We start from the raw sequence: 23,456 nt of genomic DNA, 5'->3' as shown, positions 1-23,456 counted from the left end.
TTGCTTCAGAGGGTAGTTAATTGAACGATATGGCAAAGAATCTGATCCTGTGGTTGATCATCGCGGCTGTCCTGGTGACAGTGATGAACAACTTCTCCAGCCCTAACGAGCCGCAGACCCTCAACTATTCCGACTTCATCCAGCAAGTTAAGGATGGCAAGGTCGAGCGCGTAGCGGTTGATGGCTATGTGATTACCGGCAAGCGTGTCGATGGCGACAGCTTCAAGACCATTCGTCCGGCCATTCAGGACAACGGTCTGATCGGCGACCTGGTAGACAACAAGGTCGTCGTGGAAGGCAAGCAGCCCGAGCAGCAGAGCATCTGGACCCAGCTCCTGGTAGCCAGCTTCCCGATCCTGGTGATTATCGCCGTGTTCATGTTCTTCATGCGCCAGATGCAAGGTGGTGCGGGAGGCAAGGGCGGGCCGATGAGCTTCGGCAAGAGCAAGGCACGCCTGCTCTCGGAAGACCAGGTTAAAACGACCCTGGCGGATGTCGCCGGTTGCGACGAAGCCAAGGAAGAAGTGGGCGAACTGGTCGAGTTCCTGCGCGATCCGGGCAAGTTCCAGCGCCTGGGCGGGCGTATTCCTCGCGGCGTGCTGATGGTCGGCCCGCCGGGTACCGGTAAAACCTTGCTGGCCAAGGCGATTGCCGGCGAAGCCAAGGTGCCGTTCTTCACCATTTCCGGTTCTGACTTTGTCGAGATGTTCGTCGGCGTCGGTGCCAGCCGTGTTCGCGATATGTTCGAACAGGCCAAGAAGCACGCGCCATGCATCATCTTCATTGACGAAATCGACGCTGTTGGTCGCCACCGTGGCGCCGGCATGGGCGGCGGTCATGACGAACGTGAGCAGACCCTCAACCAGTTGCTGGTGGAGATGGACGGTTTCGAGATGAATGACGGCATTATCGTCATCGCCGCAACCAACCGTCCGGACGTATTGGACCCTGCGCTGCTGCGTCCAGGCCGTTTCGACCGTCAGGTGGTCGTGGGCTTGCCGGATATCCGTGGTCGCGAGCAGATACTTAAAGTCCACATGCGCAAAGTGCCGATGGGCGACGACGTGGCTCCGGGCGTGATTGCCCGTGGTACGCCAGGCTTCTCCGGTGCCGACCTTGCCAACCTGGTGAACGAGGCTTCGTTGTTCGCGGCCCGCACCGGCAAGCGCATCGTTGAAATGAAAGAGTTCGAGTTGGCCAAGGACAAGATCATGATGGGCGCTGAGCGCAAATCCATGGTCATGTCCGAGAAAGAAAAACAGAACACCGCCTATCACGAGGCAGGTCACGCCATTGTTGGCCGCGTTGTGCCTGAGCATGACCCGGTCTACAAGGTGTCGATCATTCCACGCGGTCGTGCGTTGGGTGTGACGATGTTCCTGCCGGAAGAGGATCGTTACAGCCTCTCCAAGCGCGCCCTGATCAGCCAGATCTGCTCGCTGTACGGCGGTCGAATTGCGGAAGAAATGACCCTGGGCTTCGACGGGGTGACTACCGGCGCTTCCAACGACATCATGCGTGCCAGCCAGATCGCACGGAACATGGTGACCAAGTGGGGCTTGTCGGAAAAACTCGGTCCATTGATGTATGCCGAGGAAGAAGGCGAGGTATTCCTGGGACGTGGCGGTGGCGGTCAAAGCGCCAGTTTCTCGGGTGAGACAGCCAAGCTGATCGACTCCGAGGTGCGCAGCATCATTGACCAGTGCTACGGCACGGCCAGGCAGATCCTCACCGACAATCGCGACAAGCTGGACGCGATGGCAGATGCGCTGATGAAGTACGAGACCATTGATGCCGATCAGATCGACGACATCATGGCCGGTCGTACACCTCGGGAGCCGCGCGATTGGGAAGGTGGTTCGGGTACCTCGGGCACTCCGCCAGTGGTGCAGAATGAGCGTCCTGAAGCCCCGATCGGCGGCCCTGCAGCTGACCACTAAGGTTTGAAATGATTTTCGCGTCGTCCTCCACCCGGTTGCCTTGCGGCAACCGGGTTCTTGATTTGGCCCATACACATGTCATGGGCATTCTTAACGTCACTCCAGACTCGTTTTCCGATGGTGGCCGCTTCAGCCAGCAGGATGCCGCGCTGCGTCATGCCGAGGCGATGGTGGCTGCCGGTGCAACGTTGATCGATGTCGGCGGCGAGTCGACTCGGCCTGGGGCTCGCGCTGTTTCTCCTGTGGAGGAACTGGAACGGGTGGCGCCGATTGTCGAGCGCATCGCCCGTGAGCTGGATGTGATCATCTCCGTGGATACATCAACGCCGGCAGTGATGCGTGAGACTGCGCGCCTGGGGGCGGGGCTCATCAATGATGTGCGTGCGTTGCGGCGTGACGGTGCTCTCGACGCCGCTGCGGCGACTGGACTGCCTGTGTGTCTGATGCATATGCTGGGCGAGCCCGGCAATATGCAGGATAATCCGCACTACGAGGATCTGGTGGGCGAAGTCAGTGGTTTTCTTGCCGACAGGGTCGCTCAATGTGCCCGCGTGGGCATTGGTCCTGAAAAGATCATCCTTGATCCGGGGTTTGGCTTCGCCAAGACCCTGCAACATAATTTAAGCCTGTTCAAACATATGGAAGCCCTGCATGCCCTCGGTCGGCCCCTGTTGGTCGGCGTTTCGCGCAAAAGCATGATAGGGCAGGCCTTGAATCGCCCGGTGGGTGAGCGCTTGTTTGGCGGCCTCGCGCTGGCTGCGCTTGCCGTGACCAAGGGCGCTCGTATTTTGCGTGTGCATGACGTTGCCGAGACGGTGGACGTGGTGCGCATGATCGCCGCTGTAGAATCAGCCGAATAAGAATGATGGAGCACTCATGACTAAAAAATATTTTGGCACCGACGGTATCCGTGGTCGGGTCGGTGAATACCCGATTACACCGGATTTCATGCTCAAGCTGGGTTGGGCGGCAGGTATGGCGTTCCGCAGCATGGGCGCGTGCCGCATCCTGGTTGGCAAGGACACGCGTATTTCGGGCTACATGTTTGAATCCGCGCTGGAGGCCGGGTTGTCCGCTGCCGGCGCCGATGTAATGCTGCTGGGCCCTATGCCGACGCCGGCGATCGCCTACCTGACGCGTACCTTTCACGCTGAAGCCGGTATCGTGATCAGTGCTTCGCACAACCCCCATGATGACAATGGCATCAAGTTTTTCTCGGGGCAGGGCACTAAACTGCCGGACGAGATCGAGCTGATGATCGAAGAGCTGCTGGATGCTCCGATGACGGTGGTGGAGTCCAGCAAGCTGGGCAAAGTGTCGCGCATCAATGATGCCTCCGGCCGCTACATCGAGTTCTGTAAGAGCAGCGTTCCGAGCAGCACCAGTTTTGCCGGGCTTAAGATTGTCGTCGATTGCGCCCATGGCGCGACCTACAAAGTGGCGCCGAGCGTATTCAAGGAACTCGGTGCGCAGGTCACCGTGCTGTCGGCCCAGCCTAACGGGTTGAACATCAACGACAACTGCGGCTCCACGCACATGGAGCAGTTGCAGGCGGCCGTTCTGGCTGAGCATGCGGACCTGGGCATTGCATTCGATGGCGATGGCGACCGCGTGCTGATGGTGGATCACACCGGCATGATCGTGGATGGCGATGATCTGCTGTTCATCATTGCCCGAGACTTGCATGAGCGAAACAAGCTGCAGGGCGGTGTCGTTGGCACCCTGATGAGTAATCTCGGGCTTGAGTTGGCATTGGCGGAGCTGGGCATTCCGTTCATTCGGGCCAATGTCGGTGATCGTTATGTGATCGCCGAGCTGCTGGAGCGCAACTGGCTGGTGGGCGGCGAGAATTCGGGTCATGTGGTGTGCTTCCAGCACACCACGACGGGCGACGCTATTATCGCTGCGCTGCAAGTGCTTCTGGCCTTGCGTCGCCGTCAGGAAAGCCTAGCCCAAGCGCGACAGGCGCTGCGCAAGTGTCCGCAGGTACTGCTCAACGTACGTTTCGCCGGTGGCGCAAACCCGATCGAGCACCCTTCTGTCAAAGAAGCGTGCGAGCGCGTGACCCAGGCGATGGCTGGGCGTGGGCGTGTGTTATTGCGCAAGTCCGGCACAGAGCCTCTGGTGCGGGTGATGGTCGAGGGCGAGGACGAAACACAGGTTCGCGGCCATGCCGAAGACCTGGCAAAACTGGTAACTGAAGTTTGCGCCTGAATTCGGCTTGCCAGTGGTGATGTGGTTGGGTAACATCTGCGCCCACTTTGACCGACGGGGTACAGCATGCGTCGCACTATGGTAGCTGGTAACTGGAAGATGCACGGTACCCGCGCCAGTGTCGCTGAGCTGATCAATGGCCTTCGTCACTTGGCCTTGCCTAGCGGTGTTGATGTCGCGGTGTTCCCGCCTTGCTTGCATATCAACCAGGTGGTTGATGGCTTGAAGGGTAAGTCGATTCAGGTCGGCGCGCAGAATTCTGCGGTGGAGCCCATGCAAGGTGCGTTGACCGGTGAGATTTCGCCGAGTCAGCTGGTTGATGCAGGCTGTTCCTATGTGCTTGTCGGGCACTCCGAGCGTCGTCAGATGATGGGCGAGCGTGATGGGACCCTCAACCGCAAGTTCGCAGCGGCACAGGCTTGTGGCTTGATTCCAGTGTTGTGCATTGGGGAAACCCTTGAGCAGCGTGAGTCGGGCAAGACACTTGAAGTTGTCTCGCGTCAGCTGGGCAGCATCATCGAAGAGCTGGGTGTCGGTGCGTTTGCAAAAGCGGTCATTGCTTACGAGCCGGTCTGGGCCATTGGCACCGGGCTGACTGCTACACCGCAACAGGCGCAGGATGTGCACGCAGCCATCCGCGCGCAGTTGGCGGCAGAGAATTCTGAAGTCGCACAAGGTGTGCGTCTTCTATACGGCGGCAGCGTGAAGGCGGCCAATGCGGTCGAACTGTTCGGCATGCCGGATATCGATGGGGGGCTCATTGGTGGAGCTTCCCTGAATGCAGATGAGTTCGGTGCGATCTGTCGCGCCGCGGGAAACTGAAAAAATGCTGGAAACAGTCGTAGTCGTTTTTCATCTGTTGGCTGCCCTGGGCGTAGTTGCCCTGGTTTTGTTGCAACAGGGCAAAGGTGCGGATGCTGGTGCGTCTTTCGGTGCAGGTGCTTCAAATACTGTATTCGGAAGCCAAGGTTCCTCTACCTTTCTTAGTAAGTTTACTGCTATACTTGCCGCCGGTTTCTTCATAACCAGCTTAGGGTTAGGTTACTTTGCTAAAGAGAAAGCTCATGTGCTGACTCAAGTAGGTTTGCCAAACCCAGCAGTGTTGGAAGTACCAAAAGCAAAACCGGCTTCTGATGATGTCCCGGTGCTTCAAGAGCAAAAGTCGGCTACTCCAGCGACTGACGTGCCTCCAGCTCAAGAGCAGAAGTAAGAAGGTTGTAAACGCTGTATTGCCGAGGTGGTGGAATTGGTAGACACGCAACCTTGAGGTGGTTGTGCCCATAGGGTGTAGGGGTTCGAGTCCCCTTCTCGGTACCAATTATCAGGAGAGCCCGCTGTTGCGGGCTTTCTTGTAGGTGGAAGGTTACATTGACCCTGTAAAGGATCGGTCGTATACTTCCGCCCCAGCTTTGTCGCGGGGTGGAGCAGTCTGGTAGCTCGTCGGGCTCATAACCCGAAGGTCGTCGGTTCAAATCCGGCCCCCGCAACCAGTTTTAGCGGAGCCCCTTTTAAGGGGCTTTTTGTTAGCTGGACACTTTCAACGCCGCTGTTCGACGGCGTTTCAAGGATGGGCGTTTCGCCCATTTTTTTATTTTGCACAGCATGCACATACATGCACGAGGGGGTTCAGGTGTCGAGCAAGCTAGAAGAGTTGCAGGCCTTGCTGGCCCCGGTGGTCGTGGCCCTAGGCTATGAATGCTGGGGTATTGAGTTTTCGGCTCAAGGTCGCCACTCAATGTTGCGCGTTTATATCGATAAAGAGGGCGGCGTGCTGGTGGACGATTGTGCCATTGTCAGCCGTCAGATCAGCGGTGTCCTGGATGTTGAAGATCCAATCGCCGTTGAATACACCCTTGAAGTTTCCTCGCCAGGCATGGAACGCCCACTGTTCACTATTGAGCAGTTTGCAAAATTTGCCGGTGAACAAGTGAAGATCAAGCTGCGCTCCCCCTTCGAAGGGCGACGCAACTTTCAGGGCCTTCTGCGCGGTGTAGAAGAGCAGGATGTCGTGGTGCAGGTAGAAGACCATGAGTTCCTGTTGCCGATCGATATGATCGACAAGGCCAACATTATTCCCAGTTTTGGCTGAGACGCGGATCCCGCGGATCCAATGGCTTGCGAAAGGCGAGGCGTACGATGAGCAAAGAAGTACTGCTGGTTGTTGAGTCGGTATCCAATGAAAAGGGCGTACCGGCAAACGTGATTTTTGAAGCGCTGGAGTTGGCCCTGGCCACTGCTACCAAAAAGCGTTTTGAAGATGAAGTTGATCTGCGTGTGGAAATCAACCGCCACACCGGTGCCTATGAGACTTTCCGTCGCTGGACGGTCGTCGAAGAAGCCGATCTTGATGATCCGGCGATTGAAACCTGGCCGAGCAAGGTTGCGCAAACGCACCCTGGCGCCAACGTCGGTGATGTCGTCGAAGAGAAGATCGAATCGATCGAGTTCGGCCGTATCGCTGCACAGACCGCCAAGCAGGTCATCGTGCAGAAGGTTCGCGAAGCCGAGCGTGCTCAAGTCGTCGACGCCTATCGCGAGCGCCTGGGTGAAATCATCTCCGGCACCGTGAAAAAAGTCACCCGCGACAACGTGATCGTCGACCTGGGCAACAATGCTGAAGCGTTGCTGGCCCGTGAAGACATCATCTCTCGCGAAACCTTCCGTGTCGGCGTGCGCTTGCGTGCGCTGCTCAAGGAAATCCGCACCGAGAACCGCGGCCCTCAGTTGATCCTGTCGCGTACCGCGCCGGAAATGCTGATCGAGCTGTTCCGTATCGAAGTGCCGGAAATTGCCGAAGGCCTGATCGAAGTCATGGCTGCGTCCCGCGACCCGGGTTCGCGCGCCAAGATCGCGGTCCGCTCCAAGGACAAACGTATCGACCCGCAGGGCGCTTGCATTGGTATGCGCGGTTCGCGCGTCCAGGCAGTGTCGGGTGAGTTGGGCGGTGAGCGTGTGGACATCGTCCTGTGGGACGATAACCCGGCGCAGTTCGTGATCAACGCCATGTCGCCAGCTGAAGTGGCGGCAATTATCGTTGACGAAGATGCCCATGCAATGGACATCGCCGTTGGCGCAGACAATCTGGCTCAGGCCATTGGTCGTGGTGGTCAGAACGTGCGTCTGGCCAGCCAACTGACCGGTTGGACCCTGAACGTGATGACCGAATCGGACATCCAGGCTAAGCAGCAAGCTGAAACCGGCGACATCCTGCGCAACTTTATCGAAGAGTTGGAAGTCGATGAAGACCTGGCTCAGGTGCTGGTAGATGAAGGCTTCACCAGCCTGGAAGAGATTGCCTACGTACCGTTGGAAGAAATGCTCAACATCGACGGCTTTGACGAAGACACCGTCAACGAGCTTCGCGCTCGGGCCAAGGATCGTTTGTTGACTAAAGCCATCGCTACTGAGGAAAAGCTGGCAGACGCCCATCCGGCCGAAGACCTGCTCTCGCTTGAGGGTATGGACAAGGATTTGGCGATGGAACTGGCGGTGCGCGGCGTAATTACCCGCGAAGACCTGGCCGAGCAGTCTATTGACGATCTGCTCGACATCGACGGCATTGACGAAGATCGTGCCGGCAAGTTGATCATGGCCGCCCGAGCCCATTGGTTCGAGTAATTAGGCGCGGCCTGAGGAGAGAAGTGCATGACGCAAGTCACGGTGAAACAACTGGCCGATGAGGTCAAAACACCGGTAGAGCGCCTGTTGCAGCAGATGCGTGAGGCAGGTCTGCCGCACACCGCCGCCGATGAAGGTGTGAGCGATAGTGAGAAGCAGTCTTTGCTGACTCACTTGAAGAGCAGCCACAAGGCGAAAGTGGAAGAACCGCGCAAGATTACATTGCAGCGCAAAACCACCAGCACCCTGCGTGTAGCGGGTAGCAAGAGCATCAGCGTTGAAGTACGCAAGAAGAAAGTCTTCGTACAGCGCAGCCCGGAAGAAATCGAAGCCGAGCGCAAACGCGAACTTGAAGAGCGTCGCGCAGTAGAAAATGCTGCTCGTCAGAAGGCTGAAGAAGAAGCCAAGCGTCGCGCCGAAGAAGAAGCGCGTCGCCAGCCTACTGCTGCGCAACCTGCTAACACTGACGCGGTTGCCGCGCCTGTTGAAGCTGTGCGTGAGGCCGCTCCGGTGGCTGCCGCACCTGCTCCTGCAGCAGATGCCCGCAAGCGCGACGAACCTCGTCGTCCGGACAAACCACGTGCCGACGATAACAATCGTCGCGGTGGTGGTGGCGATGGCGAGCGTAAAAACGCTCCACATCGTGCCTCGGTCAAAGAGAAAGCGCCTGCTCCGCGCGTTGCCCCACGTACTACCGACGAAGAGAGCGATAGCTTCCGTCGCGGTGGTCGCGGCAAGGCCAAGCTGAAAAAACGCAACGCCCACGGTTTCCAGAGCCCAACCGGCCCTGTCGTGCGTGATGTGCAGATCGGCGAGACCATCACCGTTGGCGATCTCGCCAATCAGATGTCGGTCAAGGCTGCTGAAATCATCAAGTTCATGTTCAAACTGGGTACTCCAGCGACCATCAACCAGGTGCTTGATCAGGAAACTGCTCAGCTGGTAGCCGAAGAACTGGGCCACAAAGTGACCTTGGTCAGCGACACCGCCCTGGAAGATTCCCTGGCCGAGTCCCTGAAGTTTGAAGGCGAGACGTTCTCCCGCGCGCCAGTCGTGACCGTAATGGGCCACGTTGACCACGGTAAGACATCCCTGCTCGACTACATCCGTCGTGCCAAGGTAGCTGCTGGCGAAGCCGGTGGTATCACCCAGCACATCGGTGCGTACCACGTTGAAACCGAGCGCGGCATGGTCACCTTCCTCGACACCCCAGGTCACGCCGCGTTTACCGCAATGCGTGCCCGTGGTGCCAAGGCGACTGACATCGTGATCCTGGTCGTTGCAGCGGACGACGGCGTGATGCCGCAGACCATTGAAGCTGTCCAGCATGCCAAGGCCGCTGGCGTTCCACTGGTTGTTGCAGTGAACAAGATCGACAAGCCGGGCGCCGATCTCGATCGCATCCGTAGCGAACTGTCGGTTCACGGCGTGACGTCCGAAGAGTGGGGCGGTGATACGCCGTTCGTTTCGGTCTCGGCCAAAGTCGGTACTGGCGTGGACGAACTGCTCGAAGCAGTCCTGCTGCAGGCTGAAGTACTCGAACTGAAAGCAACTCCATCGGCTCCAGGCCGTGGTGTTGTGGTTGAATCGCGTCTCGACAAAGGTCGCGGCCCGGTTGCAACCGTCTTGGTTCAAGACGGTACCCTGCGCCAAGGCGACATGGTGTTGGTCGGTTCGAACTATGGCCGCGTGCGTGCCATGCTCGACGAGAACGGCAAGCCAATCAAGGAAGCCGGTCCTTCCATCCCTGTCGAGATCCTCGGCCTGGACGGTACCCCGGACGCTGGCGACGAGATGAGCGTGGTTGCCGACGAGAAGAAAGCCCGTGAAGTGGCTCTGTTCCGTCAAGGCAAGTTCCGCGAAGTCAAACTGGCTCGTGCTCACGCCGGCAAGCTGGAAAACATCTTCGAGAACATGGGCCAGGCAGAGAAGAAGACGCTTAATATCGTTCTCAAATCTGACGTACGCGGTTCCCTCGAAGCGTTGAACGGCGCCTTGAACGGCCTGGGTAACGACGAAGTGCAAGTGCGCGTTGTCGGTGGCGGTGTCGGTGGTATTACCGAGTCCGACGCCAACCTGGCACTGGCTTCCAACGCTGTACTGTTCGGCTTCAACGTGCGTGCCGATGCTGGCGCTCGCAAGATCGTCGAGCAGGAAGGCCTGGACATGCGTTACTACAACGTCATCTACGACATCATCGAAGACGTCAAGAAAGCCCTTACCGGCATGCTTGGCAGCGACGTTCGGGAGAATATCCTGGGTGTTGCCGAGGTGCGTGACGTGTTCCGCTCGCCGAAATTCGGCGCGATCGCCGGTTGCATGGTTATTGAAGGTGTTGTGCACCGTAACCGTCCAATCCGTGTACTGCGTGAAGACATCGTTATCTTCGAAGGCGAGCTGGAATCCCTGCGCCGCTTCAAGGATGACGCTTCTGAAGTACGTGCCGGCATGGAATGTGGTATCGGCGTCAAGAGCTACAACGACGTCAAGCCTGGCGACAAGATCGAAGTCTACGAGAAGGTCCAGGTTGCTCGCAGCCTCTAACTCGCGCACTTCCGGAGCCACGCCGCGTGTGGGCATGCAAATGCCCCGCGCAGCGTACGGACTCTAAACGCAACGCCCGGTCTGGCTTTTGTCAGGCCGGGCGTTTGCCGCTTTCAGACCCCACGGGTTTCACCGTGTGGCAGCAACAGGTAACAAGACATGGCAAAAGAATACAGCCGTACCCAACGTATCGGCGATCAGATGCAGCGTGAGCTGGCTCAACTGATCCGTCGCGAAGTCAAAGACCCGCGCGTTGGCCTGGTCACCATCACCGCCGTTGAAGTGAGCCGTGACGTGGGTCACGCCAAAATCTTCATTACCGTGATGGGCCAGGACAACAGCGAAGAAATCGCGCAAAGCATCAAGGTGCTCAACTCGGCCGCAGGTTTCCTGCGCATGCAGTTGGCCCGTGAAATGAAATTGCGCAGCGTTCCACAGTTGCACTTCCACTACGACGAAAGCGTCGTACGTGGCGCACATTTGTCGGCACTGATCGAGCGCGCCGTGGCTGAAGACAGCCAGCACCCGTCCACACCTGAAGACGCCAAGGAGTAAGCGGTGGCTCAGGTCAAACGTATCCGCCGTAACGTCAGTGGCATCATTCTGCTCGACAAGCCCATTGGCTTTACCTCCAATGCCGCGTTGCAGAAGGTTCGCTGGCTGCTCAATGCCGAAAAGGCCGGGCACACCGGTAGCCTCGACCCGCTGGCCACTGGCGTGCTGCCGTTGTGCTTTGGCGAGGCGACCAAGTTCTCGCAATACCTGCTCGATTCCGACAAGGGTTATGAAACCCTGATGCAACTGGGCAAGACCACCACCACGGCCGACGCCGAAGGTGATGTGTTGCAGGTTCGCGATGTGACCGTTGGTCGTGCCGATATTGAAGCCGCCTTACCCGCTTTCCGTGGGCAAATCAGCCAGATACCGCCGATGTACTCGGCTCTCAAGCGTGACGGGCAACCTCTTTACAAGCTGGCACGTGCGGGTGAAGTGGTGGAGCGTGAACCGCGTTCTGTTACTATTGCCCGGCTGGAATTGCTCGCCTGTGAAGGTGACACCGCCCGATTGGCAGTGGACTGCAGCAAAGGCACCTATATCCGTACCCTGGTGGAAGATATTGGTGAGCAACTGGGCTGTGGCGCATACGTTGCCGAACTGCGACGTACACAAGCCGGCCCTTTCACCCTGGCCCAGACGGTCACGCTGGAAGAGCTCGAAGCGGTACACGCCGAAGGCGGCAACGAAGCGGTAGATCGCTTCCTGATGCCCTCGGACAGCGGTTTGCTGGATTGGCCATTGCTGCACTTCTCGGAACACAGCGCGTTCTACTGGCTCAACGGCCAGCCGGTACGCGCCCCGGATGCCCCGAAGTTCGGCATGGTGCGAGTACAGGATCATAACGGTCGCTTTATCGGTATCGGTGAAGTGAGCGAAGACGGGCGCATCGCGCCGCGTCGACTGATTCGGTCAGAATGACCGAACGAGGGTGGCTGTTAATAGGCATGGTCACTTCTCATTTATAGATACGAGGGTATGCCCTCGGCCTATTGAGATCATCCTTTGGATGGTTTCCTGAAAAAAAGGATTGCCTCATGGCTCTCGACGTTCAAGAAAAAGCACAAATCGTAGCTGACTATCAGCAAGCTGTTGGTGACACTGGTTCGCCAGAAGTGCAAGTTGCACTGCTGACCCACAACATCAACAAACTGCAAGGTCACTTCAAGGCCAACGGTAAAGATCACCACTCCCGTCGTGGTCTGATCCGCATGGTAAACCAGCGCCGTAAGCTGCTGGACTACCTGAAAGGCAAGGATCTGGGTCGTTATCAGGCTCTGATCGGTCGCCTGGGTCTGCGTCGCTAATCAGCGATTGCGCTAGAGGTTGGTTGTCTGCCGTGTGTCAGTGGGATTCCCGCTGGCCCATGGCAGGCTCCCAGCCTCAAGTTTTATCTGGATACACGTTTTACCCTGGACAAGGGTTGGGCCGATTCCCGACATTGCCCAAGAATTTCGCAAGAAAACAAGTTCCCCAAGAGCCACAAAGAAGGTAGGACACCGTGAACCCGGTTATCAAAAAATTCCAGTTCGGTCAGTCGACCGTTACCCTCGAGACAGGCCGTATCGCCCGTCAAGCCTCCGGCGCAGTGCTGGTTACCGTTGACGACGACGTTACCGTACTGGTGACCGTGGTTGGCGCCAAGACCGCTGACCCGAGCAAAGGCTTTTTCCCTCTGTCCGTTCACTACCAGGAAAAGACTTACGCTGCCGGTAAGATCCCTGGCGGTTTCTTCAAGCGCGAAGGCCGTCCTTCCGAGAAAGAAACCCTGACTTCCCGACTGATCGACCGTCCGATCCGTCCGCTGTTCCCAGAAGGCTTCATGAACGAAGTGCAGGTTGTCTGCACCGTCGTTTCCACCAGCAAGAAAACCGATCCGGACATCGCTGCGATGATCGGTACCTCGGCTGCACTGGCCATCTCCGGCATTCCTTTCGATGGCCCGATCGGCGCAGCTCGCGTTGCTTTCCACGAAAGCACCGGCTACCTGCTGAACCCGACTTACGAGCAACAGAAAGCCTCGAGCCTGGACATGGTCGTTGCCGGTACCTCGGAAGCGGTATTGATGGTGGAATCGGAAGCCAAAGAGCTGACCGAAGACCAGATGCTGGGCGCCGTACTGTTTGCTCACGACGAGTTCCAGGTTGTGATCAATGCGGTTAAAGAACTGGCTGCCGAAGCCGCCAAGCCAACCTGGGCCTGGGCTCCACAGCCAGAAGCCACCGCACTGCTGGGCGCTATCCGCGCAGAGTTCGGTGCTGCCATCTCCGATGCCTACACCATCACCGTCAAGGCCGACCGTTACGCTCGCCTGGGCGAGTTGAAGGACCAGGTCGTGGCCAAGCTGTCCGGTGAAGAAGGCCAGCCTTCCGCCAGCGACGTCAAAGCAGCCTTCGGTGAAATCGAATACCGCACCGTTCGCGAAAACATCGTCAACGGCAAGCCGCGTATCGACGGTCGCGACACCCGCACCGTGCGCCCGCTGAACATTGAAGTCGGCGTTCTGCCGAAGACTCACGGTTCGGCGCTGTTCACCCGTGGTGAAACCCAGGCCCTGGTAGTCGCGACGCTGGGCACCGCCCGTGACGCACAGCTGCTGGACACCCTGGAAGGCGAGAAAAAAGACCCGTTCATGCTGCACTACAACTTCCCTCCGTTCTCGGTGGGCGAGTGTGGTCGCATGGGTGGTGCTGGTCGTCGCGAAATCGGTCACGGCCGTCTGGCCCGTCGTTCGGTCCAGGCCATGCTGCCGGCCGCTGACGTATTCCCGTACACCATTCGTGTTGTATCGGAAATCACCGAGTCCAACGGTTCCAGCTCCATGGCTTCCGTTTGCGGTGCTTCGCTGGCATTGATGGACGCCGGTGTGCCGATGAAGGCGCCGGTTGCCGGTATCGCCATGGGCCTGGTTAAAGAAGGCGAGAAGTTCGCCATCCTGACCGACATCCTGGGCGACGAAGACCACCTGGGCGACATGGACTTCAAGGTGGCGGGTACTGCCAAAGGCGTGACCGCGCTGCAGATGGACATCAAGATCAAGGGCATCACCGAAGAGATCATGGAAATCGCTCTGGGCCAGGCCCTGGAAGCGCGCCTGAACATCCTCGGCCAGATGAACCAGATCATTGGCCAGTCGCGTACCGAGCTGTCGGAAAATGCTCCGACCATGATCGCGATGAAAATCGACACCGACAAAATCCGTGATGTCATCGGTAAAGGCGGCGCGACCATCCGTGCGATCTGTGAAGAAACCAAGGCCTCGATCGATATCGAAGACGACGGTTCGATCAAGATCTTCGGCGAAACCAAGGAAGCGGCTGAAGCTGCACGTCAGCGCGTCCTGGGTATCACCGCTGAAGCCGAAATCGGCAAGATCTACGTCGGTAAGGTTGAGCGCATCGTCGACTTCGGTGCCTTCGTCAACATCCTGCCGGGCAAAGACGGTCTGGTTCACATCTCCATGCTGAGCGACGCTCGCGTTGAGAAAGTGACCGACATTCTGAAAGAAGGCCAGGAAGTGGAAGTGTTGGTGCTGGACGTGGACAACCGCGGCCGTATCAAACTGTCCATCAAGGACGTAGCAGCAGCCAAGGCTTCGGGCGTTTAATTACCCGCAAGCTTCACGCTGAAAGAAAGGACTCTACGGAGTCCTTTTTTTATGCGTGCGAGAAAGTGAAGCGGAATCAGCTGTTTAGCCCCTCCCAAAAGCCGCAACTTGCATGCAGGCACGATGACCTTCATGCAAGTTGCACGATTACGAAAATCAGATGTTTTTTTAACTTGTTGTTTTATAAGGAGTTTTAGCTGTTTGGCGACTTGGCACACTGCCTGCACTAACCCTAGTAGCGCTGCAGCACCAAGATTTATGTACTGCAGTCTTTTAATAAAACAGGAGTTACTCGTATGAAGAAGTTCGCTCTCGCTACTGCTACCGCTCTGACTCTGGCCATGGGTGCTAACGTAGCCTTTGCTCACACTTCCCAAGCCCCGATGACCTTGGCGGCAGGTGAAGTGACCAAAGCCAAAGAGTCTACCTCGGACACTTGGATCACCACTAAAGTCAAAGCTGATCTGCTGACTGAGAAAGGCATCCCAGGTTCGGACATCAAGGTTGAAACCAACAAAGGCGTGGTTTCCCTGTCCTCCGACGTAGCTATCTCTGACTCGCAGAAAGCGACTGCCGTAGCGATCACCAAGAAAATCAAAGGTGTGACCGCTGTTTCTGCTGATGGCCTGCTGGCTGGCGGCGCTACCAAGGCTGACGGCATCGACAAAACCAAAGGTGCAGCGGCTGACGCCAAAGGCGCCACCAGCGACACTTGGATCACCACCAAAGTGAAAGCTGACCTGGTTACCGAGAAAGGTATTCCTGGCACCGACATCAAGGTTGAAACCAACAAAGGCGTTGTGTCCCTGTCTTCCCCTACCGCAGTGACCGCCGCGCAGAAAGAAACGGCTGTTGCGATCACCAAGAAAATCAAAGGCGTTAAAGCTGTATCGGCCGATGGCCTGAAAGCAGAGTAACGCTGCAGGTTTCGTCTGAACTGGATGGCGGCGGCGTAGGGTGAGTCAGATATCCACCCCATGCACCTCTGGAGTTCATGCGACCGACCACACGGATGTGGTCATTACAGGCCCCGGCACTCTGTGTCGGGGCCTGTTCTATGTGGCGCGCAATAATTTGCTGGCCAGGCGAGGCTAGAAATGTGGGAGGGGGCTTGCCCCCGATAGCGGTGTAGCAGTCGACGTATCATTGACTGAACTACCGCCATCGGGGGCAAGCCCCCTCTTATCAAACAAAAAATAACTCATTGTTTTTGCTCTTAATTTCAAGCCGCTTTAACCAGCTGCATTCCTAACTTACGCGCCTTGCGCTCCAAGGCGCGCATCTGCCGGTCACGGCTTTTTTCTTCAAACTCCTCGATTCCTTTTTCAACGTACGGTTGACCTTTAGTCAGCATCGCGTAAATCAGCCGGGCCAGTTGATGCGCTGTCGCCTTGATTGCGCAGCAAGTATCCATTCGGGTTAGGCGCGCCCGATGGCTTGCTCCGATAAAGCTTTTATCATTGCGTGCGATAGAAGCGGCTTGCTTTAAAGCCTGTGCAGCTCGGTTAATCACTTTTAGAGATTTCCCGGGCAAGGGTTTTCCTCCCGAAATTCGCGTTGGCGGCGCGAGGCCCAGCCAGGAACAGAAGTGCTGTGAGGTCGGAAACCGCGACAAGTCCGATCCCAATTCGCTAGCCAAAACCAACGCCGTATCGATGCCGATAGTAGGAATTGCGGTTAAATCTACCCCCATCACCTTATTCAGCGCTCGATGCAGGGTCAATTGCTGCTCAGTGGAGCGGTGTGGGTTGCGCAGCGTTTTAGCTGGGAGCACGACCTCGTCTTGAAGAACAGGCAACCGTTCAAGTGCAAAGGCGATGGCTAGGTCGCATTCACCAATCTGTTTTTCAAGGAAGTCGTAAGCCGCCAGTTCCTGACTCAGTGCATGCAAATGCTCAGCTCGCCAGTTACCCCGCAAACTTCGGGCGACAGTGGCCTGGTCGGCTTTGACGCGCTTGTCTCTAAGCATGGCAAGTACTTCGGGGTCACGTTCTCCATCAACGATTGCCCGCAAAATACTCATGCCTGTCACCCCGGCAATGTTGCTGATGACTTGAGCCAGTTGGATGTTCATCTGGACCAAAGCCTTTTGCATCCGGTTGAGGGCCTTGGCTTGGTCGCGGACCTTATTGCCACGCTGACGGACCAGTGAGCGCAATGAACACACATCGTCCGAGGGCCGAAAAGCGCCTCGCAGCAGCCCGTGCGTCATGAGCTGAAGGATCCACTGACAATCCAGTACGTCGGACTTGCGACCGGTTATTTGCCGGGTCGCACGGGAATTCACGAGATAGACTTCAAACCCTCGTCTATCGAGTATTTCAAAGAGCGGGATCCAATAAACTCCAGTCGCCTCCATCGCCACCACCTTGACGCCCATGGATTCAAACCAATCGGCCATGGCATGCAAATCATCGGTGAAGGTTGAAAACCGCTTAACCGGATCATCGCATTTGGTCGGATCAACAGCGGCCAAATGCTCACTGCCGCCCACATCAACGGCAGCGCAGTCCGGATGGATAACCTCAAAACGCTTTTGGTTCTTGCGCGTCATGACAATTCCTCGCAGGATTGAACGACGCGGGCGGGGTACACGGTGGCGAGCGGATTCACTCTCTTATACGTGGTCACAGCTTTGCTGTGCCGACAATGACTCCACGCCGATACCGTGCAGGCCACTCTCCCACTCGGGTGCTGTCACACCAGTGTTGGCTACGGCCTTTGCCCCGCACGCGTTCTTCAACCTTACGATGAACCAGTTTGATGCGCGACAGCGCTACGTCGAAGACTTAGTGGGACCTCCCACATTAGTTACTCAGCATCCAGGTGCATCGGCGTAACGACCCGGCCATCCTTCTCGGCCTGCCCCAACTGCGCATCAATGAAGTACACGCGGTCGTCTTCCAGCTGCGCCTTATCCACCAGATAATCCTTGATGGTACTGGCGCGGTCCTGGCCCAGCTGGCGCAGCAGCACGTCACTGCCACTCCAGAACTTGATCACGCCGTCCTTGAGCCTGGCTGTGCGCTCATCGTTACCCAGGTCTTTCCATTCGGCCGGCGGTTGCTGTTTCAGGCGGGTACGGTAAATGCCTTCCAGCAAAGGCGGCTTTTCCTTCTCCGGCACGACAAGCAATGACGCCTGGGCCGGGACTTTATCGCCGCGACGCTGCAGGATTTTGTAGTAGTTGTACTGGTACTCACGCTCCAGCCGTTGTGCGGCCAGCAACGGGCCGTCACTGCTGGCCGCTGCGGTCCCTTCGATTTCCAGGCGCAGGGCAGGGCGTTCCTTGAGGGCCTTGGCCAGCGTGTTGAGGGCGCCTTCGGCGTCTTTATTCAATTCACTGGAGCCTGCGGCGAACGACACATTACCCAGGTCTTCCGAGCCGCCGCCGGTGACCAGCCCGCCAATAAACTTGAAGGGCGCCGTGGCTGCGCGTACCACGAGGTTACGCAGGGTTTGCCACACAATCGGCATCACGCTGAATTGTGGATTGTTCAAGTCACCGGTGACCGGCAATTCGATGGAGATCTTGCCGTCGCTGTCCTTGAGCAGGGCAATTGCCAGGCGAATCGGCAAGTCCACGGCATCGGCGCTGTCGACCTTCTCACCCAGTTGCAGCTGCTCCACCACCACCTTGTTCTCGGCCTTCAACTGGCCTTTGGTGATCATGTAATGCAAGTCCAGGTTGAGGCGACCCTTGCGGATTCGAAAGCCTGCGAATTTGCCCGAGTAGGGGGTCAGGGTGGTCAACTCGACGCGTTTGAAGCTGGTCGCGATGTCCAGCGCTGCCATGGGGTCAAACGGGTTTACGCTGCCCTTGATGGTCACTGGCGCATAACGGTCTACCTTGCCCTTGATGTCGACGCTGGCCGGCTTGGCCTGGCGACTGTCAATGGTGCCGATCTGGCCGTTGAGTTGTTGAATCGCGGTGGCGAAGTTGGGCGTGAGGCTGAAGTCGGCGAAATTGGCCGAGCCGTCGTTGATCGCAATCTGGCCGATGCGGATGCCCAGCGGTTTGTCTTTGCTTGATGCCGACTTGGCCGCTGGCTTGGTACCGCTGTCGGCCGGCTGTGGAATCAGCAGGTCGTCAATGTTGGTGGTGCGGTCATCGTTGATCATGAAGCGCGCATAGGGCTGCAGCAGGTTGACCTTGTCGATCGTCAGGCTGTCGCCATGCTGGTAATTGACGCCCTCCAGCATCAGCCGCTGCCATTTGAGAAAGTCGCGGGACTTGAGGGTGTCGAGGGTGTGCAACTGATCTATCTGCGCCCGGCCGGTGACCTGGAGGGCCAGCGGCTCGGTGCTTTTCAGGTTCACGTCCAGGTTGCTGCCGAGCATGCCGCTGCGCAGCTCCAGGCGGATGAACGGGCTGATGTAGGCTTGGGCGACACGCAGGTCAATGTCTTGGGTGTTCACCTTCAGCTTGGCGCTGACCGGGTTCAGGTTGACCTCGCCGGTTGCCTGAATCTTGCCCTGCTTGCCAAGGCCGGTGTCGACTTTCAAGCTAAAAGGGCTCTGGTTGAGGCTGTCGAAGTTCTGCACGTCGACGTTCAACGGGCCCAGCTCCAGGGCTACCGCAGGGTTGGCCTGACGGTCAGCCAAGTGCACCTGGTAATTGCGCAGTTGCACATCCTTGAGCAGCACTTGCCAGGGTTTATTCGGCGCCGCCGGTGGCGCTTCAGGCGAATCGGCCGTGGCTGGCGCGGAGGCGGGCTCCGGGGGTTTGGCCGGTTTGCCGGGTTGGCTGGCGAACAGTTTTTGCCAATCCAGTTGCCCATCGGCTTCGCGGGCAGCCCAGGTTTCCAGCTTGTTGCTGCGGATCTTGCCGATCACCACCTTCTGTTTGGCCAGGTCTACCGTGGTCTCGCTGACGTCCAGGCGTTCCAGGCGTGCCAAGGGCCGGCCATCCGGCGCCTTGATCGCAAAGGGCGCGATGCTGGCGGCGGTGTTGGTCAGGTTCAGTTCGGTCTCTTTGGCCAGGCTGAATTTATAGTCGGTGCTGAAATTGAGCACACCGTCCTCGAGCACCAGCGGCAACGCATCGCGCACGTACGGCCACCAGGCTTTCATCTTGCCGTCGGTGACTTTCAGCGAGCCTTCGGAGGTGATCGGTACCAGGCTGAAGTTGCCTTTCCAGTCGATCTGCCCACCCTCGGGGCCGGCGGCCACCAGGGTCATGTCGGCGTTATCTTCCGGCAAGGTGCTGAGGTTTTTCAGCTCGAAGTCGAGTGTGTCGTAGAGAAATTCGATGGGTTCGCTGGGGCGCAGATCCTGGAAGTGCACATAACCGCGCGCCAGCTTGATGCTGTCGATACGCAGCGGGAAAGGCTTGGCATCGGGGTCGGCGGGGGTTGGTTCGCTCGGCGGCAACTTGAACAACTGCGCCAGGTTCAGTTGACCGGACTTGTCGAAGAGCAGTTCGGTCTTGGGCTGATCGAGTTGCACATCGGCCAGGTGCAGGGCGCGGGTCCAGAGGCTGTCGATCTGCAGGTTGGCGTAGAGGCGCTCGAAACCCAGCTGTTCCTTGCCCGGTTCACCGATCTTCAGGCCCCATAGCGTCAGCTCCAGGCTGAAGGGGTTGAGCTCGATACGCTCGATACGCGCCGGTACCGTCGCGTAATCGGCCAACTGTTGGTTGGCAATGCGAAGGGCAATGCCGGGCAGAATCAGGAAGCCCAGCAAGCTGTACAACGCAAGGGCGGTCAACAAGGCGCCTAGGGCGCGGATCAATCCTTTGGGCATGGGTGACGCCATCTATGTCGAACGAGAGTGCCTTGGAGTATGGCACGGGATTTCGGTTCCGAAGAACCGCAGGGCTTGGGAAACTTCCTACAATTGCAGGATCAGGGTCTTCAGCGGAGGTTGCTGATCTTTCGACGGAAAGTCGGCTCCCGGCGCCATAGCCTGCCAATCGCGTACAGGGCGTCCGGCTTTTTCCGCGCAACGCAGCACCTGTTCGCGCCAGTCCTCCATGCTCACTTTCGCCAGGTTGTTGCAGCAAATGAGCACACCATTATCGGCGGTGGCTAACAATGCCGGCTTGAGCAGGCTTTGGTAGTCGCGCAACAGGTCGACGGTGCCGAACGCGCTTTTGGCCCAGGCGGGGGGATCGAGTAGCACCAGGTCATACTGGCGCTGTTCCAGGCGCGGATAGCTCGGCAGTTTCTGGCCACGGCGCTGGGTGATCGCAAGGCCGGCCAGCTGGCGAATGGCCGGAAAATAATCGGACTGCACGAATTCCATCGTCGGCAAGTGCGGGTTAAGCAGGCCGTTCTCGCGCCCTACGGCCAGGTTGCCCTCGGCAAAGTCCAGGTTGCAGACCTCGCGTGCGCCACCGGCAGCGGCGCTCAAGCCGACGCCGCAGGTGTAGGCGAACAGGTTGAGCACGCTTTTACCGGCGCTGTGGTCCTTGACCCAGCCGCGAGTGTTGCGCAGGTCGAGAAACAGCAGCGGGTCCTGCCCGGCATGCCGTCCACGCACACGGTAATTAAGGCCCCATTCGTGACCGACCAGGTCTTCCAGTGCGGCAGGTTCGGCGCGGTATACCGCGTCTTCACGGTCGATGCGCGAATTGCCCCGGGAGCGGTCGTTGTATACCAGCAGCAACTCCAGGCCCATGTAGTGGTTGATCAGTTGGTGCAGGTCCAACAGATCAGCGCTTTGCAGGGATTGGTGGAAGCTCTGCACCAACAATTGCGGACCGTAGCGGTCGATTGTCAGGCCGCCGGCGCCTTCCTGGCTGCCGTGGAACAAACGGTAGCAATCGGTACCTTGGGCATGCAGTTCACTGATCAGGTCTTGGCGATGATCGAGAGCGGCGCGCAGCGCCTGGTTCAAGGGAGTCATGGAGCGCGCCTTGCTTGCGGGTAAATGAGTACAAAGGGGGCGCGCAGTTTAACAGCCCCGGCCTGAACAGGCCGGGGGTTATTTCGAGGCTATCGGTTCAGGTGTTGCTATCCGTTCAAGCGTTGCTATCGGTTCAGGCGTGCGTTGATCAGGCCATCCACCACGCTCGGGTCGGCCAGCGTCGAGGTATCGCCTAGGCTGTCGAGCTCGTTGCAGGCAATCTTGCGCAAAATCCTGCGCATGATCTTGCCTGAGCGGGTTTTTGGCAGGGCGGGCGCCCATTGGATCAGTTCCGGCTTGGCGAAGCTGCCGATTTCCTTGCTGACCAACTCCAGCAGGTGCTTTTTCAGCGCGTCGCTGGGTTCGACGCCATTCATTGGGGTGACGAACGCATAAATGCCCTGGCCTTTGACGTCGTGGGGGTAGCCGACCACCGCGGCCTCGGCGACCAGGTCATGCAGCACCAGGGCGCTTTCGACTTCGGCCGTCCCGATGCGATGGCCCGATACATTAATGACATCATCGATCCGCCCGGTGATCCAGTAATCGCCGTCCTCATCGCGCCGCGCGCCGTCGCCGGTGAAGTAGTAGCCGGGGTAGGGTTTGAAGTAGGTGTCGAGCATGCGTTGCGGATCGCCATAGACGCTGCGAATCTGCCCCGGCCAGCTGGCTTTGATCGCGAGCACGCCACTGCCGGCACCGCTGATTTCCTTGCCTTGTTCATCCAGCAGCACCGGTTGCACGCCGAACATCGGCTGGGTGGCACACCCTGGCTTGATAAGCTGGGCGCTGGCCAGCGGGCTGAGCATGATGCCGCCGGTTTCGGTTTGCCACCAGGTATCGACAATCGGGCAGCGCTGTTCGCCGACGGCGTTGAAGTACCAGTCCCAGGCTTCCGGGTTGATCGGCTCACCGACGCTGCCCAGCAGGCGCAAGCTGGCGCGGGAAGTGCTTTGCAGCGGGCCGTGGCCTTCACGCATCAGGGCGCGCAATGCGGTCGGCGCGGTGTAGAAAATATTCACCTGGTGTTTGTCGATGACCTGCCAGAAGCGCGAGCTGTCCGGGTAGCTTGGCACACCTTCGAACATCAACGACGTAGCGCCATTGGCCAGGGGGCCATAGACGATGTAGCTGTGGCCGGTAACCCAGCCCACGTCGGCGGTGCACCAGAACACTTCGCCCTCGCGGTAGTCCAGTACGTACTTGAAGGTCATCGCCACGTGCAGCAGATAGCCGCCGGTGCTGTGCAAGACGCCCTTGGGTTTGCCTGTACTGCCGGAGGTATAAAGAATGAACAGCGGGGCCTCGGCGTCCATCGGTTCGGGCGGGCAATCATCGCTCGCGGCCTCCAGGGCCTGTTGATACTTGAGGTCGCGGCCTTCGTTCCAGTTCACGTTTGCGCCGGTGCGCTGGACCACCAGGACGGTGCTGACGTTCGGGCAACTGGCCAGCGCTTTATCCACGTTGTGTTTCAGCGCGACCGGTTTGCCGCCGCGTACGCCTTCATCGGCTGTGATGACCGTGCGACAGTCAGCATCCAGTATGCGGTCGCGCAGGGCGTCCGGTGAGAATCCGCCAAATACCACCGAGTGCACCGCGCCAATGCGTGTGCAGGCCAACATGGCGTAGGCCGCTTCCGGGATCATTGGCATATAAATGCACACCCGGTCGCCTTTGCTTACGCCACGGCTCTTCAGTACGTTGGCCAGGCGGCTGACGTTTTGATGAAGTTGGCGGTAAGTGATGGTGGAGGATTGTGTCGGATCATCGCCTTCCCAGATGAAGGCCGGCTGATCGGCACGCTGGGGCAGATGACGGTCGATGCAGTTGTAGCTGACGTTCAGTTGGCCGCCGGCAAACCATTGCGCAGCGCCGGTGTTGATGTCGGCGCTATGGACGGTGTGCCACGGTGTTATCCAATCGAGAAAGCTCTTGGCCTGGTCGGCCCAGAAGGTGTCCGGCTGTTCGATGGATTGGCGATAGAGACGCTGATACTCATCTTGACTGAGTTGCGCAGCCCGGCGGACGGCATCGGCGCGGGGGAATTGGCTGATATCGAACATGAGCGCTCCTTATTCTTGTTTTGCGACAAGTCATAAAGATGCACCCTGAGGAGAGAGGGTTCAAGG

17 protein-coding genes and 2 tRNA genes are annotated in these 23,456 nt (G+C 58.3%); 15 read left to right on the top strand and 4 right to left on the bottom strand.

Annotated elements, in window-relative coordinates; all coding sequences use genetic code 11:
- Nucleotides 1–29: 29 nt before the first annotated feature.
- The 15 genes from ftsH (at nt 30) to C4J90_RS22370 (ending at nt 15,395) form a co-directional block, all read left to right on the top strand.
- Entirely contained in the window at nt 30–1,940 is a 1,911-nt protein-coding gene (gene ftsH / locus C4J90_RS22440) for an ATP-dependent zinc metalloprotease FtsH (protein ID WP_124364440.1), read from the top strand.
- A gap of 8 nt (nt 1,941–1,948) precedes the next feature.
- Nucleotides 1,949–2,800 carry a dihydropteroate synthase gene (folP, locus tag C4J90_RS22435; protein ID WP_124364439.1) on the top strand — a complete coding sequence of 284 codons (852 nt, stop codon included), beginning with the start codon at nt 1,949–1,951 and terminating at the stop codon, nt 2,798–2,800.
- Between the two features lie 16 nt (nt 2,801–2,816).
- Entirely contained in the window at nt 2,817–4,154 is a 1,338-nt protein-coding gene (gene glmM / locus C4J90_RS22430) for a phosphoglucosamine mutase (RefSeq protein WP_124368380.1), read from the top strand.
- Nucleotides 4,155–4,220: 66 nt separating this feature from the next.
- Nucleotides 4,221–4,976: a triose-phosphate isomerase gene (gene tpiA, locus C4J90_RS22425; protein ID WP_003194193.1), complete on the top strand. Its 756-nt coding sequence runs from the start codon at nt 4,221–4,223 to the stop codon at nt 4,974–4,976.
- Nucleotides 4,977–4,980: 4 nt separating this feature from the next.
- The gene (gene secG, locus C4J90_RS22420; protein ID WP_010206600.1) at nt 4,981–5,364 is read left to right on the top strand and encodes a preprotein translocase subunit SecG; all 384 of its coding nucleotides are present in this window, start codon (nt 4,981–4,983) and stop codon (nt 5,362–5,364) included.
- A gap of 21 nt (nt 5,365–5,385) precedes the next feature.
- A tRNA-Leu gene (locus C4J90_RS22415) sits at nt 5,386–5,471 on the top strand.
- Between the two features lie 96 nt (nt 5,472–5,567).
- A tRNA-Met gene (locus C4J90_RS22410) sits at nt 5,568–5,644 on the top strand.
- Between the two features lie 140 nt (nt 5,645–5,784).
- Nucleotides 5,785–6,243 carry a ribosome maturation factor RimP gene (gene rimP, locus C4J90_RS22405; RefSeq protein WP_164484568.1) on the top strand — a complete coding sequence of 153 codons (459 nt, stop codon included), beginning with the start codon at nt 5,785–5,787 and terminating at the stop codon, nt 6,241–6,243.
- Between the two features lie 47 nt (nt 6,244–6,290).
- Complete coding sequence (gene nusA / locus C4J90_RS22400; protein ID WP_057725019.1) at nt 6,291–7,772, top strand: transcription termination factor NusA; 1,482 nt, start codon at nt 6,291–6,293, stop codon at nt 7,770–7,772.
- 27 nt (nt 7,773–7,799) lie between these two features.
- Nucleotides 7,800–10,316, top strand: a complete 2,517-nt coding sequence (gene infB / locus C4J90_RS22395) for a translation initiation factor IF-2 (RefSeq protein ID WP_124364436.1) — start codon at nt 7,800–7,802, stop codon at nt 10,314–10,316.
- Nucleotides 10,317–10,475: 159 nt separating this feature from the next.
- Nucleotides 10,476–10,871 carry a 30S ribosome-binding factor RbfA gene (gene rbfA, locus C4J90_RS22390; RefSeq protein ID WP_003176137.1) on the top strand — a complete coding sequence of 132 codons (396 nt, stop codon included), beginning with the start codon at nt 10,476–10,478 and terminating at the stop codon, nt 10,869–10,871.
- A gap of 3 nt (nt 10,872–10,874) precedes the next feature.
- The gene (gene truB, locus C4J90_RS22385; RefSeq protein ID WP_003176136.1) at nt 10,875–11,792 is read left to right on the top strand and encodes a tRNA pseudouridine(55) synthase TruB; all 918 of its coding nucleotides are present in this window, start codon (nt 10,875–10,877) and stop codon (nt 11,790–11,792) included.
- A gap of 116 nt (nt 11,793–11,908) precedes the next feature.
- A complete protein-coding gene (gene rpsO, locus C4J90_RS22380; RefSeq protein ID WP_003176135.1) occupies nt 11,909–12,178 on the top strand; it encodes a 30S ribosomal protein S15 in 270 nt (89 codons plus the stop codon).
- A 194-nt stretch (nt 12,179–12,372) separates the two neighbouring features.
- Complete coding sequence (gene pnp, locus C4J90_RS22375) at nt 12,373–14,478, top strand: polyribonucleotide nucleotidyltransferase (RefSeq protein WP_124420839.1); 2,106 nt, start codon at nt 12,373–12,375, stop codon at nt 14,476–14,478.
- A gap of 296 nt (nt 14,479–14,774) precedes the next feature.
- Nucleotides 14,775–15,395, top strand: a complete 621-nt coding sequence (locus C4J90_RS22370; RefSeq protein ID WP_124420838.1) for a BON domain-containing protein — start codon at nt 14,775–14,777, stop codon at nt 15,393–15,395.
- A 305-nt stretch (nt 15,396–15,700) separates the two neighbouring features.
- Here C4J90_RS22370 and C4J90_RS22365 read toward each other — a convergent pair whose 3' ends face one another.
- The 4 genes from C4J90_RS22365 to acs all read right to left on the bottom strand — a co-directional run bounded on the left by C4J90_RS22365 (nt 15,701) and on the right by acs (nt 23,390).
- On the bottom strand, nt 15,701–17,032 hold the full coding sequence (locus C4J90_RS22365) for an IS110 family transposase (RefSeq protein ID WP_124420083.1): 1,332 nt from the start codon (nt 17,030–17,032) through the stop codon (nt 15,701–15,703).
- A gap of 257 nt (nt 17,033–17,289) precedes the next feature.
- Nucleotides 17,290–20,223 (bottom strand): DUF748 domain-containing protein, encoded by a 2,934-nt coding sequence (locus C4J90_RS22360; RefSeq protein WP_124420837.1) that lies wholly within the window; start codon nt 20,221–20,223, stop codon nt 17,290–17,292.
- A gap of 87 nt (nt 20,224–20,310) precedes the next feature.
- Complete coding sequence (locus C4J90_RS22355) at nt 20,311–21,327, bottom strand: class I SAM-dependent rRNA methyltransferase (protein ID WP_124420836.1); 1,017 nt, start codon at nt 21,325–21,327, stop codon at nt 20,311–20,313.
- A 125-nt stretch (nt 21,328–21,452) separates the two neighbouring features.
- Complete coding sequence (acs, locus tag C4J90_RS22350; protein WP_124420835.1) at nt 21,453–23,390, bottom strand: acetate--CoA ligase; 1,938 nt, start codon at nt 23,388–23,390, stop codon at nt 21,453–21,455.
- Between the last annotated feature and the right edge of the window lie 66 nt (nt 23,391–23,456).

It is taken from the genome of Pseudomonas sp. R2-60-08W (assembly GCF_003852335.1).
Classification (GTDB): domain Bacteria; phylum Pseudomonadota; class Gammaproteobacteria; order Pseudomonadales; family Pseudomonadaceae; genus Aquipseudomonas.
Note: the sequence above shows the minus strand (reverse complement) of the source record. Positions and strands in the feature narration are given on the sequence as shown.

Excerpts from the sequence above, each read along its gene's own strand:
- glmM (WP_124368380.1), top strand. The coding sequence starts at position 2,817 with ATGACTAAAAAATATTTTGGCACCGACGGTATCCGTGGTCGGGTCGGT.
- C4J90_RS22370 (WP_124420838.1), top strand. The coding sequence starts at position 14,775 with ATGAAGAAGTTCGCTCTCGCTACTGCTACCGCTCTGACTCTGGCCATG.
- C4J90_RS22365 (WP_124420083.1), bottom strand. The coding sequence starts at position 17,032 with ATGACGCGCAAGAACCAAAAGCGTTTTGAGGTTATCCATCCGGACTGC.
- nusA (WP_057725019.1), top strand. The coding sequence starts at position 6,291 with ATGAGCAAAGAAGTACTGCTGGTTGTTGAGTCGGTATCCAATGAAAAG.
- secG (WP_010206600.1), top strand. The coding sequence starts at position 4,981 with ATGCTGGAAACAGTCGTAGTCGTTTTTCATCTGTTGGCTGCCCTGGGC.
- C4J90_RS22360 (WP_124420837.1), bottom strand. The coding sequence starts at position 20,223 with ATGCCCAAAGGATTGATCCGCGCCCTAGGCGCCTTGTTGACCGCCCTT.
- rpsO (WP_003176135.1), top strand. The coding sequence starts at position 11,909 with ATGGCTCTCGACGTTCAAGAAAAAGCACAAATCGTAGCTGACTATCAG.
- C4J90_RS22355 (WP_124420836.1), bottom strand. The coding sequence starts at position 21,327 with ATGACTCCCTTGAACCAGGCGCTGCGCGCCGCTCTCGATCATCGCCAA.
- ftsH (WP_124364440.1), top strand. The coding sequence starts at position 30 with ATGGCAAAGAATCTGATCCTGTGGTTGATCATCGCGGCTGTCCTGGTG.
- tpiA (WP_003194193.1), top strand. The coding sequence starts at position 4,221 with ATGCGTCGCACTATGGTAGCTGGTAACTGGAAGATGCACGGTACCCGC.
- infB (WP_124364436.1), top strand. The coding sequence starts at position 7,800 with ATGACGCAAGTCACGGTGAAACAACTGGCCGATGAGGTCAAAACACCG.
- acs (WP_124420835.1), bottom strand. The coding sequence starts at position 23,390 with ATGTTCGATATCAGCCAATTCCCCCGCGCCGATGCCGTCCGCCGGGCT.
- rbfA (WP_003176137.1), top strand. The coding sequence starts at position 10,476 with ATGGCAAAAGAATACAGCCGTACCCAACGTATCGGCGATCAGATGCAG.
- folP (WP_124364439.1), top strand. The coding sequence starts at position 1,949 with ATGATTTTCGCGTCGTCCTCCACCCGGTTGCCTTGCGGCAACCGGGTT.